The sequence below is a fragment of the Saccharopolyspora flava genome, assembly GCF_900116135.1.
Lineage (GTDB): Bacteria > Actinomycetota > Actinomycetes > Mycobacteriales > Pseudonocardiaceae > Saccharopolyspora > Saccharopolyspora flava.
Window position 1 is genome coordinate 160,714 of record NZ_FOZX01000010.1, and the last position, 16,934, is coordinate 177,647.

The following is a 16,934-nucleotide window of genomic DNA, read 5'->3' on the forward strand; positions in this document are numbered from 1 at the left end:
AAGAAAGCCCTGACATGCCCAAGGTCTTCTACACCCTGCCTGACGGAACCGAACGCGTCGTAGAGGCAGCTGCCGGCGATTCGGTGATGCAGACAGCTGTGCGCAACGGCGTCACCGGCATCGTCGCCCAGTGCGGCGGCGAACTGTCCTGCGCGACCTGCCACGTGTTCGTCGACGCCGACGAGCTGGCGGCCTTCCCCGCGCCGAGCGAGGACGAGGAGGACATGCTCGACGGCACCGCCGTGGATCGGGAGGACACCTCACGCCTGTCCTGCCAGCTGGTCCTGGCCGACCGGGACCTGCACGTGGTCATCGCGGACGAGCAGCTGTGAGCGGACTGCTGATCGTCGGCGCGTCCCAGGCGGGCGTCCAACTCGCCTGCAGCGCGCGGGAACTCGGCTGGGACCGGCCGGTGACGATCATCGGCGCCGAACCGCACCCGCCCTACGCCCGCCCGTCGCTGTCGAAGGCGTTCCTGAAGAGCAACGCCGCTTCGCTGGAACTGCGCAGCGCGGAGTTCTACGCCGAGCACGACATCGAGCTGGTGCTGGGTGATGCGGTGACCGAGTTGCGTTCGGATGCCGTGATCACCGCGTCCGGGCGGAGGATCGGCTTCGAGCGGTTGGCGTTGGCCACCGGTTCCCGGCCACGTCGATTGCCGATCGACGGCGCCGAGTTGCCGGGCGTGCACGTGCTGCGGGGGCTCGACGACGCGCAGGCGTTGCGCGCCGAACTGGAACGCGCACCCGAGGTGGTGGTGATCGGCGGCGGGTTCGTGGGGCTCGAAGTGGCCGGTACCGCAGCCGCCCTCGGGTGCCGGGTCGTGGTGCTGGAAGCCGGGCCGGCGCTGATGGGCAGGGCCGTGGGATCAGCCACTGCGGAGTTCGTGCGCCGCGCCCACGAGCGCACCGGGATCGAGGTGCGCACCGGAGTGCTCCCGCAGCGCATCGTCGGTGACGACCGGGTGGCAGGCGTGGACCTGGCCGACGGAACCCGGCTCCGGGCATCGCTGGTCGTGGTGGGCGTGGGAGTCGAACCGGTCGACGAGCTGGCTCGCGGTGCCGGGCTGAAGTGCGACAACGGTGTCGTGGTGGACGAGTTCTCGGTGACCTCGGACGGCCGGACGCTGGCCGTCGGGGACTGCGCGAACCTGCCCGACCCGTCACCGGTGCCCGGGCCATCGCCGAGGTTGCGGCTGGAGAGCGTGGACAACGCCGTCGAGCAGGCCCGCGCGGCGGCGACCACGCTCGTCGGCGATCCGCGCCCGTACCGAGGGGTGCCGTGGTTCTGGTCCGAACAGCCCTCGGCGAAGCTCCAGATCGCGGGCTTGGCAGCCACTTCGGACGACGAAGTGGTCCGTCCCGCCCTGCGCGAGGGCCAGCAGACGGTGCTGCGCTACCGCGACGGCGTCCTGGTGGCGGCCGAATGCGTCAACGCACCGGCCGAGTTCCTGGCCGCCCGCCGTGCCATCGCAGGGGGCACGCCGCTCAGCGCGGACACCGCCAGGCTGCCGGGCAAGCTGAAGGACCTCCTGGTCGCCCGAACCTGACGATGTCCGCGGCGACCTACGGTCCGACGGTGAGCCGGACGGTGCCGAGGCGGTCGAACTCGGCGAAGAACTCGTCGCCCTCGGACATCGGGACCGCCGCGTGCAGAGCCCCGGTCATCACGAGGTGACCGGGTTCGAGGGCGACGCCGTTGCGGGCGAGGACGTTGGCGAGCCAGGCCACCACCGCGACCGGGTCGCCCAGCGCGGCAGCCCCGGCCCCGGTGTCGACGAGGTTTCCGTTGCGGGACAGCACCATTCCCACCAACCGGGGATCGGCGACCTCGTCGAACGGGACGACCCGGTCCGACAGCGCGAGGGCGCCGTTGGAGGCCAGGTCGGCGACCGTGTCGGCCAGCTCGATCCGCCAGTCCGCGATCCGCGAGTCCACGATCTCCAACCCGGCCACGACCCCGCTGATGGCCTGCCGCGCCTGCTCCACCGTCACGTCCGGCCCCTCCAGACGAGTCCCGAGCACGAACACGATCTCGGCCTCGATCTTCGGCGCGATGAACCCGCGCAGGCTCACGGTGCCGCCGTCGCGGTATCGGGTGGAAGCCAGGACCGGTCCGTGGTCGGGGGAGTTGACGCCGAGCATCCGCTGCATGGGTGCCGAGGTCACCCCGACCTTGTGCCCGATGATGTCGTCTCCATCGGCCAGGAGCATCGACACCAGCTCGCGCTGGATGGCGTAGCCCTCGTCCATGCCCAGCGTCGGATCCTCGTCGGTGAACGGGGCGATCGGCTCGCGCGTCGCCCGAGCCCGGTACAGCGCCAGGGCGCGCTGCCGTGCCAGTTCGGGGGTCACCGGTCGGCCGCCAGGGACAGCGCGACGTCGATGATCATGTCCTCCTGGCCGCCGACGTAACCGAGCTCACCGCAGCGCTTGAGGATCTCGTGCGCGGGCACGCCGTAGCGCTCCGCGGCGGTCTCGGCGTGCAGCAGGAACGACGAGTACACCCCGGCCCAGCCCTGCACGATCGCGTTGCGGTCCATCTTCGGCCACCGGTTCAGGTACGGGCGCACGACCTCCTCAGCGGCGTGCAGCAGACCCATCACGTCCAGTCCAGTGGTCACGCCGAGGCGGTCGAAGACCGCGGCCAGGACCTCGGTGGGGGAGTTGCCGGCACCCGCGCCCAGCGCGCACAGCGAGCCGTCGATGTAGCGCACACCGACCTCCTGGGCGATCACCGAGTTCGCGACGCCGAAGCTGAGGTTCTGGTGCCCGTGGTAGCCCACCCACGCCTGGTCACCGACCTCGGCGACCAGCGCCTCGAAGCGGTCGCGCGCCTCGTGCATCAGCAGCGCGCCCGCCGAGTCGGTGCAGTACGGGGCCTGGCAACCGGCGTCGACCATGATGCGCGCCTGCTTGGCCAGGTCCTCCGGGCTGGTGCGGTGGGCCATCATGAGGAACCCGGCGGTCTCCATGCCCAGCTCGCGCGCTGCCTCGAAGTGCTGCGGTGACACGTCGGCCTCGGTGCAGTGCGTGGCCACCCGGACCATGTCGGCGCCGGCATCGCGGGCCATCTTGAGGTGCTCGACGGTACCGATGCCCGGCACCAGCAGGACCGCGATCTTCGCCTGCGCGGCCTCCTCGCGGGCGGCGGCGATCAGGTGCCTCTCGTCAGTGTGCGAGAAGCCGTAGTTGAACGAAGAACCGCCGAGCCCGTCGCCGTGGGTGACCTCGATGACCTCGACCCCGGCGGCGTCCAGCGCCCGGACGGTGTCTCGGACCTGGGCTTCGGTGAACCGGTGTGCCATGGCGTGCGAACCGTCGCGCAGCGTGGTGTCGATGATGCGGACGTCGTGGGCCAGCGGCGGTCGGGCGCTCATGCCTGTGCTCCGTTCGTGCGGGCGGCGGCCATCTGCTCTCCGGTGCGGGCCGCGGCGGCGGTCATGATGTCGAGATTGCCCGCGTAGGGCGGCAGGTAGTCGCCGTTGCCCGCGACCTCCAGGAACATCGCCACGCGGGCGTTGCCGTTCCACCCCGGGCGCGGCCGGTCGAACTGCGGCTCGGCGCGCAGGGTGTAGCCGGGGACGTACTGCTGGACCTCGGCGACCATCGCGTGCACGGAGGCGGTGATCGCGTCCTGGTCGGCATCCGGGCGGATCATGCAGAACACGGTGTCGCGCATGATCATCGGCGGTTCGATCGGGTTGAGGATGATGATCGCCTTGCCCTCCTCGGCACCACCGACGTCGGCGACCGCACCAGAAGTGGTGTGAGTGAACTCGTCGATGTTGGCCCGCGTTCCGGGTCCGGCCGAGCGCGACGACACCGAGGCGACGATCTCGGCGTAGGGCACCGGGGTCACGCGCGAGACCGCGTGCACCATCGGGATGGTGGCCTGGCCACCGCAGGTGATCATCGAGACGTTCCGGGCGTCGAGGTGCTCGGTTCCGTTGACCGGCGGGCAGACCATCGGACCGAGGTGCGCCGGGGTCAGGTCCACCGCCTGGATGCCGGCCTCGGCGTAGCGCGGGGCGTTGGCGATGTGCGCCTTCGCCGAGGTCGCCTCGAACACGATCTGCGGCAGCGGTTCTTGCCGCAGCAGCCAGTCCACGCCGTCCGCGGAGGTCTCGATGCCCTGGGCACGCGCCCGCGCGAGGCCGTCGGATTCCACGACGCCGACCATGTACCGGACGTCGATGATCTCGCTTCGGACCAGCTTGGCCAGCAGGTCGGTGCCGATGTTGCCCGGGCCGACGATCGCCGCCGTCACTCGGTTGTCTGTCATGTTCGCACTCTCACGCCTGGCGGGGCGCGGCGAGATGCGTTCGCCCGCTGACCGGGACACTCATTGGTGGGTGACTCGAGGCTCGTCTGCTCAACGGGACCGTCCGATGTCCGCAGGTCTGTCTTCGGATTGGATGCGGTAATGACAGCTGGATCCGTGGGGTCGGTCCCGCAGAGCGGGTCGGGCACCAGAAGAAGACCATCCTGGAGACCGGCACGACGGACAGCGTTGACATGTTCGGGCTCCCGGTGGTGATGCTCACCGTTCGTGGTGCCAAACCTGGCAAGGACGTCGAACAAGGGAACGTGGAAAGGCTGATGAGGGGAACGGCATCTCGGGAGTTCCTGGCGGAGGTGCGGCGGAGGCCGCGGCGTTCGACGGGCGCTGCGGCCTCCGGTTCAGCGTCCGTGATGCACCGTCAGGAGAAGTCCCACTGGTGTCCCCAGTAGCTGTCGGCGGTGATCTCTTCGGCGGAGTAGTGGTCGTCGTCGACCAGCATGCCTTCGCAGCCGACTTCGAGGTCCCAGCCGCCGGGAGTGCGGGCGTAGAAGGACACCATCTTGTCATTGGTGTGTCTGCCCAACGTCGAGGACACGTGATACCCCTTGGCGGTGAGGCGGTCCAGAGCGCGGCCGACCTCGTCGAGGGTTTCGCACTCGACCATGATGTGCACCAGAGCAGGGGACTTCAGCTCTGCTGAGGGCAGGATCGCCAAGCTGTGGTGGCGGGGGTTGACGCCCATGAACCGCAGCCGCACCGGCCCGGTCTCGGGCGGAGTGGGCAGACGGAACGCGCCCCGGTTGTGGAAGCCGAGGGTTTCGTCGTAGAAGCTGAACGCGCCGTCGAGGTCGTCGACCGGCACGACGACGTGACCGAGGCCGAGTTCGCCCGCCACGAAACGGTTTCCGTACGGTGTGGCCAGCGGGGAGTGGTCCAGCGCAGATCCGTGGAAGATCTCGGTCGGCGTGCCGCCCGGTGCGTTGAAGGTGAAGCCCGCTTCGACCCGGCGCAGGTCGGCCTCCTCCTGGGAAAGCGGCTTGGTGGCCACGCCCGCGGACTCGACGGACTCGCGCACCCGGGCCAGTGCCTGACCGTCTCCGACCTCCCAGCCGACGGCTTCGACCCGGTCGGTGTCGCCGGGGAGCACGACGAGCCGCGCGGGGCGCTCGTCGATGCGCAGGTACAGCGCCTCGTCCGCGGGTCCGTCGCCGAAGGCGAAACCGATGACCTCGCCTGCGAATTCCTTCCACTTCGGCATGTCGGTGGCGCGGACCCGGACGTAGCCGAGCGCCTTGATGTCGGTCATCGTTCCTCCTGCTGGTCGTCGCGGGTGAGGAATTCCAACACCACGCGTTCGAAGTCGTTCTGGCGTTCCTGCATGGCCCAGTGGCCGCAGTTGGGGAACACGTGCAGTTCGGCGTTGCGCAGGGTGCGCAGCGGGTGCAGCGCGGATTCCAGGGGCGTCACGCGGTCGTCGCGTCCGTAGGTCAGCAGCACCGGATGCGCGACCTCGCCCGTCCTCGCCCACAGCGGGGTTCCGGCGGCGGCGCCGGGACGCATGGCGGCGCGGTAGAAGTCCCGGACGAAGTCCACGCCGCCCGGCGCGGACGCGGTCTTCCAGCGCTCCTCGATGCGTTCCTCGGTGAGGAACCGCTGGTCACCCACCATGGCGCGCATCCAGGAGACCAGCCGCTCGCGGGTGGGGTCCTCGCAGAACTCGATGAGCAGCCGGATGCCTTCGGTCGGTTGGGGTGCCAGCAGCGGTGGCGCGATGCCACCGGGCCCCATCAACACCATGCGGCGAACGCGATCGGGGTGCTCCAGCGCGAGAGAGGTCGCGACCATCCCGCCCAGCGAGTTGCCGACCACGTCGACGGTGTCGAGCCCTTCGGCGTCGAGCACGCGCAGCAGCGCGTCCACGGATGTCGTGGAGTACGGTGCGGCGGTGAGATCAGGGCGATGGCTCTCGCCGAATCCCGGCTGATCGGGGATGATTACGGTGTGATCGCGGGAGAACACCGGGACGTTCGCCCCGAAGTTCGCCCAGCCGCTCACGCCCGGACCGGACCCGTGGATCAGCAGCAGACCACGCCCCTCGCCTGCCCGGTGGTAGTGCAGCGGTTCCGCCCCGCCGAGGGTGCGGGAGGTCTGCTCCCGGAGTTCGGAATTGCCGGTGGTCATGGGCCTCCTTCGTTGAAATGTGCGGAAGTGTCAGATCATCACGCGCTGCCCGGGAGCCGGGTCGATGCCCATCTCGGTCAAGGCCGCCGTGTGGTAGGTGGGTCCGGGCGTGTGGATCGCGTGGTGGAGTCCCGCGTGGGCATCGCGCCAGAACCGCTGGAGCGGGTTGTCGAGGCGCAGGGCGTTGCCTCCGGAGCGGCTGAAGATCTGATCGGCGGCCATCACAGCCCGCCACGCGCACCGAATCTGGTTGCGGCGCACGAGAGCGCGCTGCTCGAAGGTGATGGTTTTGCCCGCTTCGGCGAGGTCGTGGAGCCGGGTGATGCCGTCGAGCAGCTGGGCGCGGGAGGCCGCGATCTCGGCGGCGGCATCGGAGATCGCGTAGAGCGAGTACGGGTCCTCTTTGATCTTGGTGCCCGTCGACATGGTCCGGTCTCGCTGGTAGGCGAGGTGGTGTTCGAGCACCCCCTCGGTGATCCCGACGACCGCGGAGGTGATGCCCAGCGGGAACATCGACCAGAAAGGCAGCCGGTAGACCGTCTCGGTGCGGCCCGCCCGCTCGGCGGCGGTCTCGCCTTCGGCGACCTCGGAAGCCGAGATCGTGCGGTAGGCCGGCACGAAAGCGTTCTCGACGATGATGTCCTTGCTTCCGGTCCCGGCCAGGCCGACGACGTTCCAGGAGTCATCGACGATCGTGTAGTCCGCACGCGGCAGGATCACGTGCAGCCCGTTCGGTGGGGTGACCGGCTTGCCGTCCGCGCCACCGACCATGGCTCCGAGGAAGATCCAGTCGCAGTGGTCGGTTCCTGAGGAGAACTGCCACCGTCCGTTGAGCACGTATCCGCCCTTGGTGGGCACAGCGACGCCACTGGGCATGTAGGGCGAGGCGATCCAGGTCTGCGAGTCCTGTCCCCAGACCTCCTCCTGTACCTTGCGGTCGCACAAGGCCATTTCCCAGGGGTGCACACCGCCGACTCCGCAGACCCAGCCGGTCGAGCCGCAGTGGCGGGCCACAGCCATGACCGCTTCGGCGAAGTCGCGGGGATGCGCGGCGAAACCTCCGAAGTCCTTGGGCTGGAGCATCCGCATCACGCCGGCCTCGCGGACCAGCGCTACGGACTCGGCTGACAGCTTGCCCAGCTTCTCGGTTTCGGCGGCGGCTGCGGCGAACCGCGGTCCGAGGGCCTCGACCTTCTGCACGACTTCGTGCGTCATGGTTCCTCCAGCGATTGCGTGAATGCCGCCACGGCGGCGATGCAGCCGACGCTAAGGATGACTGCGCTCGGATCCGACCGTTGTTCCCGCTCATCGGGAGCATGCGGGCTTCCCGATGAGCGGGAACAACGTTGGAACGCTGCGGCGGCGATGCTTAGCGTCGGTCGGGAACCGCCGGGAGCAGATGCACCCATCCGCCGTCCGCGGCGCCGCCGACACGGAGGTACCCATGACCGCCACTGAAACCGACGAGGAGATCAGGACCATCGAGGCCGTCGCGCCGCCGACCCGGTTCGCACGGGGATGGCACTGCCTGGGTCTGGCCCAGGACTTCCGTGACGGCAGCCCGCATCCGATCGAGGCGTTTGGGACCAAGCTGGTGGTCTTCGCCGACAGCACGGGGAAGCTCAACGTGCTCGACGCGTACTGCAGGCACATGGGAGGCGATCTCTCCCGCGGCGAGATCAAGGGCGATGCCGTGGCGTGCCCGTTCCACGACTGGCGTTGGGGCGGCAACGGCCGCTGCCAGAGCATTCCCTACGCCAAGCGAGTTCCGCCACGCGCCCGCACTCGCGCATGGACCGTGCTGGAGCGCAACAGTCAGCTGTTCGTCTGGCACGACCCGCAGGGCAATCCACCACCTGAGGACGTCACGATCCCGGAGATCGAGTCTGACGGCTGGACCGACTGGACTTGGAACTCCATCACTATCGAGGGTTCGCACTGCCGGGAGATCGTCGACAACGTCGTGGACATGGCGCACTTCTTCTACGTGCACTACTCGTTCCCGACGTTCTTCAAGAACACCTTCGAGGGGCACATCGCTGCGCAGCACATGAACTCGCGTCCACGACCGGACGTCGACATCGGCACCAACTACTCCAAGAGCGACGACGCCGTCGGCCGTTCCGAAGCCGCCTACTACGGGCCTTCATACATGATCGACTACCTGTGGAACGACTCCCCGCTGGGCACCATCGAGACCGCGCTGATCAACTGCCACTACCCGGTGTCGGCCACGAGCTTCGTGCTGCAGTGGGGCGTGAGCGTCAAGAAACCCGAGGGTATGACCGATGAGCAGGCCACCGAGATGGCGAGGGCCTTCGCTGCCGGCGTGGAGAAGGGTTTCGTGCAGGACGTCGAGATCTGGCGAAACAAGACCAAGATCGACAATCCTCTGTTGTGCGAGGAAGACGGGCCGGTCTACCAGCTCCGTCGTTGGTACGAGCAGTTCTACGTCGACGTCGAGGACGTGACTCCTGAGATGACGCAGCGCTTCGAGTTCGAGATCGACACCGAACGCGCGGTCTCGTTCTGGAAGCAGGAGGTCGCCGACAACATCGCCGCGGGCCGGCTCATCACCTCCGATCCCGCGGTGGAGAGCTTCGAGGCTGAACGAGCAGCCGAGGCCGGAACCCGCTGATCCGTCCGGGCGTCGGGGTGAGTCCCGATGCCCGGTTCGACACCTCACCGAACGGAACTGGGAGACGCCGTGCAACCCCTCGACTGCCACCGCTGCGGAAATCACGTCCTGGTCAAGAAGAACAGTCTCGCGCACACCTCGGTGCAGTGGACCGAGACCAACCGCTGCGCGGAGCTCGCACCCACGAACCTGACCGAACGTGCTCTGCGGCCGGGTTGTTCGCAGATGCGCGCTTCGATCGAGAACGCAGTGCGGACCGGGACGATCGAGGTGGCGGACCAGTGAGCGTGTCCACCGCTGAAACCGGCCGTGATGTGGTGCTCCCGGAAGGGGCAGGGCACAGCTTGCTGGTCCGCGACGTGGTGAACGAGACGCGCGATGCGAAGACCGTGGTCTTCGACGTGCCTGATGAGCTCGCGGAGCGCTTCCGCTACAGGCCGGGTCAGTTCCTCACGCTGCGGATGCCGGGCTGGCAGGCGGCGGCGCGCTGCTACTCGCTGTCCAGCGCGCCGGACCTGGATCGGCATCTCGCCGTCACGGTCAAGCGCGTGGCCGACGGGGCGGTGTCGAACTGGATGTGCGACGAGGTGCGCGCAGGCGATCGGATCCTGGTCCTGCCGCCCTCGGGGCGGTTCGTGCCACGATCGCTGGAGGAAGACCTGCTGCTCGTGGCCGGCGGGAGCGGCATCACCCCGATGCTCTCGATCATCCGCTCGGTGCTGGAGCGCGGCACCGGGTCGGTGGTGCTCTGCTACGCCAACCGGGACGAGCACTCGGTGATCTTCGCCGAACGCCTTCGGGAACTCAGCGAGCGGTACCCGGACCGGCTGAGCGTGTCGCACCTGCTGGAGAGTGTCGAGGGGCTGCCTACCGAGGCGCGGATGCGAGGTCTTCTCGGTCCGTTCGCCGGGCGGGACGCGGCATTCCTCTGCGGCCCCGAACCCTTCATGGACGCCGCGGCCGCGGCGCTGCGTGACCTCGGCGTGGATCGGGAACGGATCGTGGTCGAGCGATTCGTCTCGCTCACGGGTGACCCGTTCGAGGGGACTCGGCCGCGGTCGGCCGAGGACGGTGGTGAGCAGGGGGCGCGGGTGACGGTTGACCTCGACGGGCAGCGGCATGAACTCGACTGGCCGAGGGAGGCGCACCTGCTTGACGTGCTGCGTTCGGCGGGCCTGGATGCTCCGTTCTCCTGCCGTGAAGGCGCCTGCAGTGCCTGTGCTTGTCGGGTCACAGCCGGTCGCGTGACCATGACCCGCAATGAGGTCCTCGAGGAGGAGGACCTGGCGGAGGGGCTGGTGCTCGGGTGCCAGGCGCTGCCGGCGACCGATGTGGTCGCACTGACCTACGACGAGTGAGTGGAAGGTTCGCAGATGGAGAAGCGTCGGCTCGGTACCGATGGGCCGGAGTTGTCCGTGATCGGCCTGGGGTGCAACAACTTCGGGATGAAGCTGGAGCTGGAGGACTCGCGGGCGGTGCTGCACGCCGCGCTGGACGCGGGCATCACGCACCTGGATACCGCGGAGATGTACGGCGGCGGCCGGTCCGAGGAGATCATCGGGGAATGCCTGGGCAAACGCAGGGACGACGTGGTGATCGCGACGAAGTTCCTGCCCCGGCCGAAGGACGAGGACTACGCGCCGGGTGCGCTGGCCCGACGCATCCGGGAAGGCTGCGAGGGCAGCCTCCAGAGGCTGCGCACGGACCGGATCGACGTCTTCTACCAGCACTACCCGGATGCCGAGGCGCTGGAGGACGAGGCGCTGGAGGCCCTGGACGAACTCGTCCGCGCGGGCAAGGTGCTGCACGTCGCGTCGTCCAACGTCTCAGCCGAGCAGGTGGAACGAGCGGAGGACATCGCGGTGCGGCGCTCGTTGAGTCGGTTCACCGGAACGCAGATCGAGTGGAACCTGCTCAACCGCGCGGTGGAGGCGGAGATCGTGCCCGCCGCCCGCCGCAACGGGCTGGGCGTGATTCCCTACTTCCCGCTCGCGTCAGGTCTGCTCACCGGCAAGTACCGCAAGGGCGAGACGTTCCCGGAGGGCAGTCGTTTCGACACGCTCAGCTTCCTGGCGGACAAGGTCGTCAACGATGAGAACTTCGACGAGGTCGAGCGGCTGACCGCCTTCGCCGAGGAGCGCGACCACACGATCCTGGAACTCGCGATCGCCTGGCTCATCGCCCAGGAGGACGTGAGCTCGGTGATCACCGGTGCTACTCGGCCGGAGCAGGTCCACGCCAACGTCGCCGCCGCGCGGTGGCGCCTCACGGAGCAGGACCTCACCGAACTCAAGTGACCACGGTGGACGTAACGGGGCGGGCCGATCGGTCCGCCCCGTTTCTCTTTCCGGCAGGACGCCGACCGATGAGCGGGAGAAGCGCTGGGCGTCGGCATCGCTTCGATGGAGGATCGAGTCGAATCATCCAGAGGAAGGGGAAGCGGTGGTGCCGTCCGATGAGTACCGCAACGTGCTCGGCTGTTTTTGCACCGGAGTGACCGTGGTAGCCGGGATGCGGGATGGCGGCCCCGCCGGGTTCGCCTGCCAGTCCTTCAGCGCGGTGTCACTGGATCCACCTCTGGTGCTGATCTGCCCGGGCCGGGAATCGATGAGCTGGCCGCGCATCCGCTCCAGCGGACGGTTCACGGTCAACGTCCTGGCGGAGGACCAGCGTGACGTGTGCACTGCCTTCGGATCCCGTCAGGGAGCGAAGTTCAACGCGGTGGAATGGCGAACCGGTGGGGCGGGGGAGGTCGTTCTCGACGGAACCCTGGCGTGGATCCACTGCGAGATCGACTCCATCCACGACGGTGGTGACCACGAGATCGTCGTAGGACGCGTCGACTCCCTGCACGTCGAGCGTCAGGGACGCCCGCTGCTGTTCTTCCGCGGTGGTCACGAACTCGACGTCGCCGCCTGACATCGGCCGCTGGACCCCGGGCGGTGCTGCGAGGCGGCGCACCGAGTTCCGCGAGGTCGGCGCCACCTCCGTGACGGTCGAGCGGTGCCGGGAGCACTGCAGCGGTCAGCTGGGGCGCTTGCGCGACGCCGTCGAGGTGGAATCACTCGGGAAACGGTGATCAGGTCGGTCTGCCGGAAAGCGCGCGAGGTTGCCCATCTGCGCGCGGAACCGAGCGTGTTCGGGACAGCCGGTGCTCGGGCTGCTGAGGCACGGCATCCGGAACGAGCTTGGGAATCAGCGTATTCGCGAAGACGAGTGAGTGAGGTGCTGCGGTGAGTGCGGAGTGGGACGAGTGCGATGTGCTGGTCGTCGGTTCCGGTGGTGGTGCTCTCACAGGGGCCTACACCGCCGCCCGTGAGGGCCTGTCGGTCGTCGTCGTGGAAGCGAGCGGTGTCGTCGGTGGGACGACCGCCTACTCGGGAGGTGGTCTGTGGTTCCCGTGCAACGCAGCCCTGAGGCGCGCCGGGGATCAGGACGCGCTGGAGGACGCGAAGGCCTATTTTCACGCCGTGGTCGGCGACGGCGTGCCGCGCGAGCTGCAGGACGCGTTCCTCGACAACGGGGCCGCGCTGATCGACTACCTCGAAGCTGACGAGGACTTCGAGTTCGTGGCGTTCCCGTGGCCGGACTACTTCGGTTCGGCGCCGAAGGCCAGCACCACCGGACGCCACATCATGGCCACCCCGCTCCCGCCCGAGCGGCTGGGCGACCTGCGCGAGCTGATCCGGCCACCGCTGGGAACCGAGCGGGCCGGAGAACCGTTGCCGGATCTCGTGTTCGGCGGGCAGGCGCTGATCGGCCGCCTGCTGCTCGCGCTGTCGAAGAAGGACAGTGTCGAGCTGCGGACCACCGCGGTGTGCGACGAGCTCGTGCGGGGCGACGACGGTCGCGTGGCCGGGGCGCTGGTGACCCAGCACGGCGCGCGGCGCGGGATTCGCGCGCGCAGGGGCGTGCTCATCGCTGCGGGCGGTTTCGAGCGGAACCAGGCGATGCGCGATGCGCACGGCGTTCCCGGTTCCGCGCGCGACGCGATGGGGCCCGAGACCAACCGCGGCGCGGCGATGCGCGCCGCGATCGAGGTCGGCGCGGACACGGCTCTGATGTCCGAGGCCTGGTGGTCTCCGGGCATCACGCACCCGGACGGGAGCTCGACGTTCTCGTTGTGGTTCACCGGCGGCCTGTTCGTCGACGATGCCGGCGAGCGGTTCGTCAACGAGTCCTGGGCCTACGACCGGATCGGTCGAGTGGTTCTCGATCGCGTCGCCGAAGGCGGAATCCGGTTGCCGTACTGGATGATCTACGACGACCGAGAAGGGCCTCGTCCGCCGGTGCACTCGACCAGTGTTCCGATGGGGCGGACGCAGGACTTCGTCGACGCCGGTCTGTGGCACAGCGCAGACACGATCGAGGAGCTCGCCGAGAAGATCGCCGTGCCCGCAGCGAACCTGGTGCGCACGGTGGCCCGGGTCAACACCTTCGCGGCGGCGGGCCGGGACGAGGACTTCCACCGCGGCGACGAGCCCTACGACCGAGCGTTCACCGACGGTCGCTCGCCGTTGGTGCCAATCGAGAAGGGACCGTTCCACGCCGCGGCGTTCGGGATCTCCGACCTGGGCACCAAGGGTGGCCTACGCACCGACGCACACGCGCGGGTCCTCGACAACGCCGGAAAGGTCATCCCCGGCCTGTACGCCGCGGGCAATTCCATGGCGGCTGTGTCGGGAACGGTCTACCCGGGCGGAGGCAATCCCATCGGCTCCTGCATGGTCTTCAGCCACCTCGCCGCACTCGACATGCGCACGCGGGTGTGACCAGCGCACAGGTGTCCCGATCAGCGGGAATCGCACGAGCTGGACCGGTCGGGAGCCGGAAGACTCGGATCCGCTGGGTCAACGAGGAGAGGTAGGTCGATGTCGGCACACATCCCGGCCCTGGATCCGGATCTCGCGGCGCTGGACCGGCAGCGCCGGTACCAGCGCGCGGGGACGATGCGCGAGATCGGCCTGGAAGCGGTCCGCGCGGGCCTGGAGCAGATGCCGCACCCGCCGGACATGCCGAAGATGGCGGCCGTCGAGGACCGGGAGATCCGCAGCGGTGCGGGCACCGTGACCTTGCGGATCTACAGCCCGACCGAGGACGAGGAACTTCCGGCGATCGTGTACTTCCACGGTGGCGGTATGGTCATGGGGAGCAACTACTCCTTCGAGCCCCTCGCTCGCGCCATCGCCGCCGACACCGGGCATCGCGTCATCGCCGTGGACTACCGGCTCGCGCCGGAGCACCCACCGCCGACCCAGGTCGACGACGCCTACACCGCGACCGCGTGGGTGGCTGCGCACGCCGAGGAACTGGGCGTGCGCGCCGACCGCATCACGGTGGCGGGCGACAGCGCGGGCGGCACCCTGGCCGCGCTCGTGGCGCTGCGCGCCCGCGACCGCGGACCGCAGCTGTTCTGCCAGGTCCTGATGTACGGCGGGCTCGACCGGGACATGGCCGCGCCCTCGGTCCAGGAATTCGCCGATGGTCCCGGCCTGACCCGTGACGACGTGTTCTACCTGCATGAACTCGCCCGCGCGGGCGAACCCGACCCGACCGGCCCGGACGAGGTGCCCTGTTACGCCCCCGACCTGAGCGGACTGCCGCAGGCGATCGTGGCGGTGGGGGAGATGGACCCGATCCGCGACTGGTCCGAGCGCTACGCCGAGCGGCTGCGCGACGCCGGTGTGCAGACCACCTTCACCCGGTATCCGGGAGTCGGCCACGGGTTCCTGATGCAGCTCTACCACCTGGCGCGCGGCAGGCAAGCACTGGCCGAGATCGCCGGTGTCCTGCGCGCGAAGGTCGCCCACCCGCTGCCGTGGTGACCCCGCGCGCTCACGAAACGGAGGATTGATGACGACGTCGGTGATTCCGGGTGACCGCTCGACCCGCGCGGTCAACGCGGTCCACGACGCGGACCCGGAACGGCTGACCGCGGCGATCGACGCGGTCTCCCCGGGACCGCTGCTGATGACGCTGGTGCACATGACCGGCGACCGTTCGCTGCTGGACGAGTTCGCCTCCCGGCTAAAGAAGGCGAGAGCGGCCGAAGCGGCATCAGCGCCGGGGGAGTACCCGGCCGAGGTCGCCGAGGAGGTGCGCCGCCGGGCCCACGCGGTGCTGAGCCCCGAGCTCGTACCCGAGCTGCACGTTCCCGACGACGAGCTCTTCCTGGAGATGAGCCGGGTCGCCACCGATGACGACATCGGCCCGGAGTACGTGCCCTACCTGCGGGAGCAGGCCGGTTTCCCGCCGCTTCCCGCCTCCGAACCCGAGCACCGGCCGGCCCCGGAGGGGTTCCGGGTGGCGGTGGTGGGCGCCGGGATGGTCGGCATCAACGCGGCGGTCGGGCTCGCCGAGGCCGGGATCGGGTTCCGGGTCTTCGAGGCTTCCGACGACATCGGCGGCACCTGGTCGCGCAACACCTACCCGGGTGCCGCAGTGGACACCCCGAGCCACTTCTACTCGTACTCCTTCGAGCTCAACCCGGACTGGTCGAAGTTCTACCCGACGGGTCCGGAGTACCTGGCCTACCTGCGGCACGTGGCCGACAAGTACGGGGTCCGCGACCACGTCGAGCTACGCACGCGCGTGCTGGGTTGCGAGTGGGACGAACAGCGGTTGCTGTGGCACGTCCGGGTGCAGAGCCCCGGTGGTTCTACCGAGGTCTACGAGGCCAAGGCCGTCATCACCGCCACCGGCATCCTCAACGCCGCCTCCATCCCCGAGATCGCCGGAGCGGAGACCTTCGAGGGCGTGGCCATGCACACCGCCGAATGGGACGACTCGGTCGAGCTCGACGGCAAGCGCGTCGTCGTCCTGGGCACCGGCTGCACAGCCGTGCAGGTCGTGGCCGATCTCGCCGGACGGGCCGAGCACCTCGACGTGGTGTTCCGCCAACCGCACTGGATCACCCCGGAGCGCAACGTCGTGTCCGGAGTGGACGAGGACGTGCGCTGGGCGTTGCGGCACATCCCGTACTTCCACCAGTGGTACCGGCTGGTGACGCATTGGTTCACCGCCGACAAGAGCTTCCAGATCCCTCGCATCGACCCCGACTGGAACGCCGAGCACGTCTCCTGCTCACCGGCCAACGACGCGCTCATGCAGATCTGCCTGAAGCACCTGCACGAGGAGCTGGGCGACCGGCCCGACCTGGTCGAGATGCTGACCCCGGACTTTCCGCCGTTCGCCAAGCGCATCGTCAAGGACCCCGGCTTCCTCGCCGCTGCGCGCCGCGAGGACGTGGCGCTGCACCGCACGACCTTCGACAGTATCGAGCCCAACGGAGTGCGCTTGGCCAACGGGGAGTTCCTGGAAGCCGATGTGATCATCTGGGCGACCGGTTTCAAGCTGGAGTACCTGAACTTCCTTGATGTCGTGGGCCGCGACGGGGTCACGCTGGCCGAGAAGTGGGACCACAGCCGCGATCCGCGCGCCTACCTGGGCATCACGGTGCCGGGGTTCCCGAACTTCTTCGTCACGGCCGGGCCGAACTCGGCGCCGAACCACGGTGGTGGGCACAACGTGACGAGCGAGGAGCACGTGCACTACGCGGTCGAGACCCTCCGGTTCCTCATCGACCGCGGCCACTCCGCCGCCGAACCGACCGTCGAGGCCACCGACGCCTACAACGCCCGGGTCGACGCCGAGCTGGACCGGACCGTCTGGCAGCACCCGGGTACGGCCAACGGCTACTACCGCAACGCCGCCGGGAGAGCGTGGGTGTCGTGCCCGTGGCGACTGGTCGACTACTGGACGATGCTGCGCGCCCCGAACCCGGAAGACCTGCTGCTGCACCCGTGAAAACAGCACTGCTGGAAGGACAATC

Annotated in this window: 16 protein-coding genes; 10 read left to right on the plus strand and 6 right to left on the minus strand. The window is 69.0% G+C overall.

Annotated elements, in window-relative coordinates; genetic code table 11:
- Positions 1-14 precede the first annotated feature (14 nt).
- Positions 15-332, plus strand: coding sequence for a 2Fe-2S iron-sulfur cluster-binding protein (locus BM424_RS24165; protein ID WP_093422347.1), 318 nt, complete (start codon positions 15-17; stop codon positions 330-332).
- A complete protein-coding gene (locus BM424_RS24170; RefSeq protein WP_093422349.1) occupies positions 329-1,549 on the plus strand; it encodes an NAD(P)/FAD-dependent oxidoreductase in 1,221 nt (406 codons plus the stop codon). Before BM424_RS24165 ends, BM424_RS24170 begins: the two co-directional genes overlap by 4 nt.
- Before the next feature lie 16 nt (positions 1,550-1,565).
- Here the strand turns inward: BM424_RS24170 and BM424_RS24175 are convergent, their stop codons facing one another.
- The 6 genes from BM424_RS24175 to BM424_RS24200 all read right to left on the minus strand — a co-directional run bounded on the left by BM424_RS24175 (position 1,566) and on the right by BM424_RS24200 (position 7,680).
- Positions 1,566-2,354: a 2-keto-4-pentenoate hydratase gene (locus BM424_RS24175; protein WP_217649820.1), complete on the minus strand. Its 789-nt coding sequence runs from the start codon at positions 2,352-2,354 to the stop codon at positions 1,566-1,568.
- Entirely contained in the window at positions 2,351-3,379 is a 1,029-nt protein-coding gene (dmpG, locus tag BM424_RS24180) for a 4-hydroxy-2-oxovalerate aldolase (protein ID WP_093422351.1), read from the minus strand. Before dmpG ends, BM424_RS24175 begins: the two co-directional genes overlap by 4 nt.
- Entirely contained in the window at positions 3,376-4,284 is a 909-nt protein-coding gene (locus BM424_RS24185) for an acetaldehyde dehydrogenase (acetylating) (protein ID WP_093422354.1), read from the minus strand. The genes dmpG and BM424_RS24185 overlap by 4 nt, the downstream gene beginning before the upstream one ends.
- A 418-nt stretch (positions 4,285-4,702) precedes the next feature.
- The gene (locus tag BM424_RS24190; RefSeq protein ID WP_093422356.1) at positions 4,703-5,590 is read right to left on the minus strand and encodes a VOC family protein; all 888 of its coding nucleotides are present in this window, start codon (positions 5,588-5,590) and stop codon (positions 4,703-4,705) included.
- Positions 5,587-6,465, minus strand: coding sequence for an alpha/beta fold hydrolase (locus tag BM424_RS24195; protein ID WP_093422359.1), 879 nt, complete (start codon positions 6,463-6,465; stop codon positions 5,587-5,589). Before BM424_RS24195 ends, BM424_RS24190 begins: the two co-directional genes overlap by 4 nt.
- Positions 6,466-6,495: 30 nt before the next feature.
- A complete protein-coding gene (locus BM424_RS24200) occupies positions 6,496-7,680 on the minus strand; it encodes an acyl-CoA dehydrogenase family protein (protein WP_093422361.1) in 1,185 nt (394 codons plus the stop codon).
- 229 nt (positions 7,681-7,909) lie between these two features.
- On the opposite strand from BM424_RS24200, the gene BM424_RS24205 reads away from it, so the two are divergent.
- The 8 genes from BM424_RS24205 (at position 7,910) to BM424_RS24245 (ending at position 16,909) form a co-directional block, all read left to right on the plus strand.
- Positions 7,910-9,103 carry a 3-ketosteroid-9-alpha-monooxygenase, oxygenase component gene (locus BM424_RS24205; RefSeq protein ID WP_093422363.1) on the plus strand — a complete coding sequence of 398 codons (1,194 nt, stop codon included), beginning with the start codon at positions 7,910-7,912 and terminating at the stop codon, positions 9,101-9,103.
- Between the two features lie 69 nt (positions 9,104-9,172).
- The gene (locus tag BM424_RS24210; protein ID WP_093422365.1) at positions 9,173-9,388 is read left to right on the plus strand and encodes a hypothetical protein; all 216 of its coding nucleotides are present in this window, start codon (positions 9,173-9,175) and stop codon (positions 9,386-9,388) included.
- Between the two features lie 2 nt (positions 9,389-9,390).
- On the plus strand, positions 9,391-10,461 hold the full coding sequence (locus BM424_RS24215; RefSeq protein WP_175548249.1) for a 2Fe-2S iron-sulfur cluster-binding protein: 1,071 nt from the start codon (positions 9,391-9,393) through the stop codon (positions 10,459-10,461).
- 15 nt (positions 10,462-10,476) lie between these two features.
- Positions 10,477-11,400 carry an aldo/keto reductase gene (locus tag BM424_RS24220; protein WP_093422459.1) on the plus strand — a complete coding sequence of 308 codons (924 nt, stop codon included), beginning with the start codon at positions 10,477-10,479 and terminating at the stop codon, positions 11,398-11,400.
- 172 nt (positions 11,401-11,572) lie between these two features.
- A complete protein-coding gene (locus BM424_RS24225) occupies positions 11,573-12,022 on the plus strand; it encodes a flavin reductase family protein (protein WP_281248798.1) in 450 nt (149 codons plus the stop codon).
- 314 nt (positions 12,023-12,336) lie between these two features.
- Complete coding sequence (locus tag BM424_RS24235; RefSeq protein WP_093422373.1) at positions 12,337-13,875, plus strand: FAD-binding protein; 1,539 nt, start codon at positions 12,337-12,339, stop codon at positions 13,873-13,875.
- Positions 13,876-13,974: 99 nt separating this feature from the next.
- Positions 13,975-14,928 (plus strand): alpha/beta hydrolase, encoded by a 954-nt coding sequence (locus BM424_RS24240; protein ID WP_093422376.1) that lies wholly within the window; start codon positions 13,975-13,977, stop codon positions 14,926-14,928.
- Positions 14,929-14,956: 28 nt separating this feature from the next.
- Positions 14,957-16,909: a flavin-containing monooxygenase gene (locus BM424_RS24245; RefSeq protein WP_093422378.1), complete on the plus strand. Its 1,953-nt coding sequence runs from the start codon at positions 14,957-14,959 to the stop codon at positions 16,907-16,909.
- The last annotated feature ends 25 nt before the right edge of the window (positions 16,910-16,934 follow it).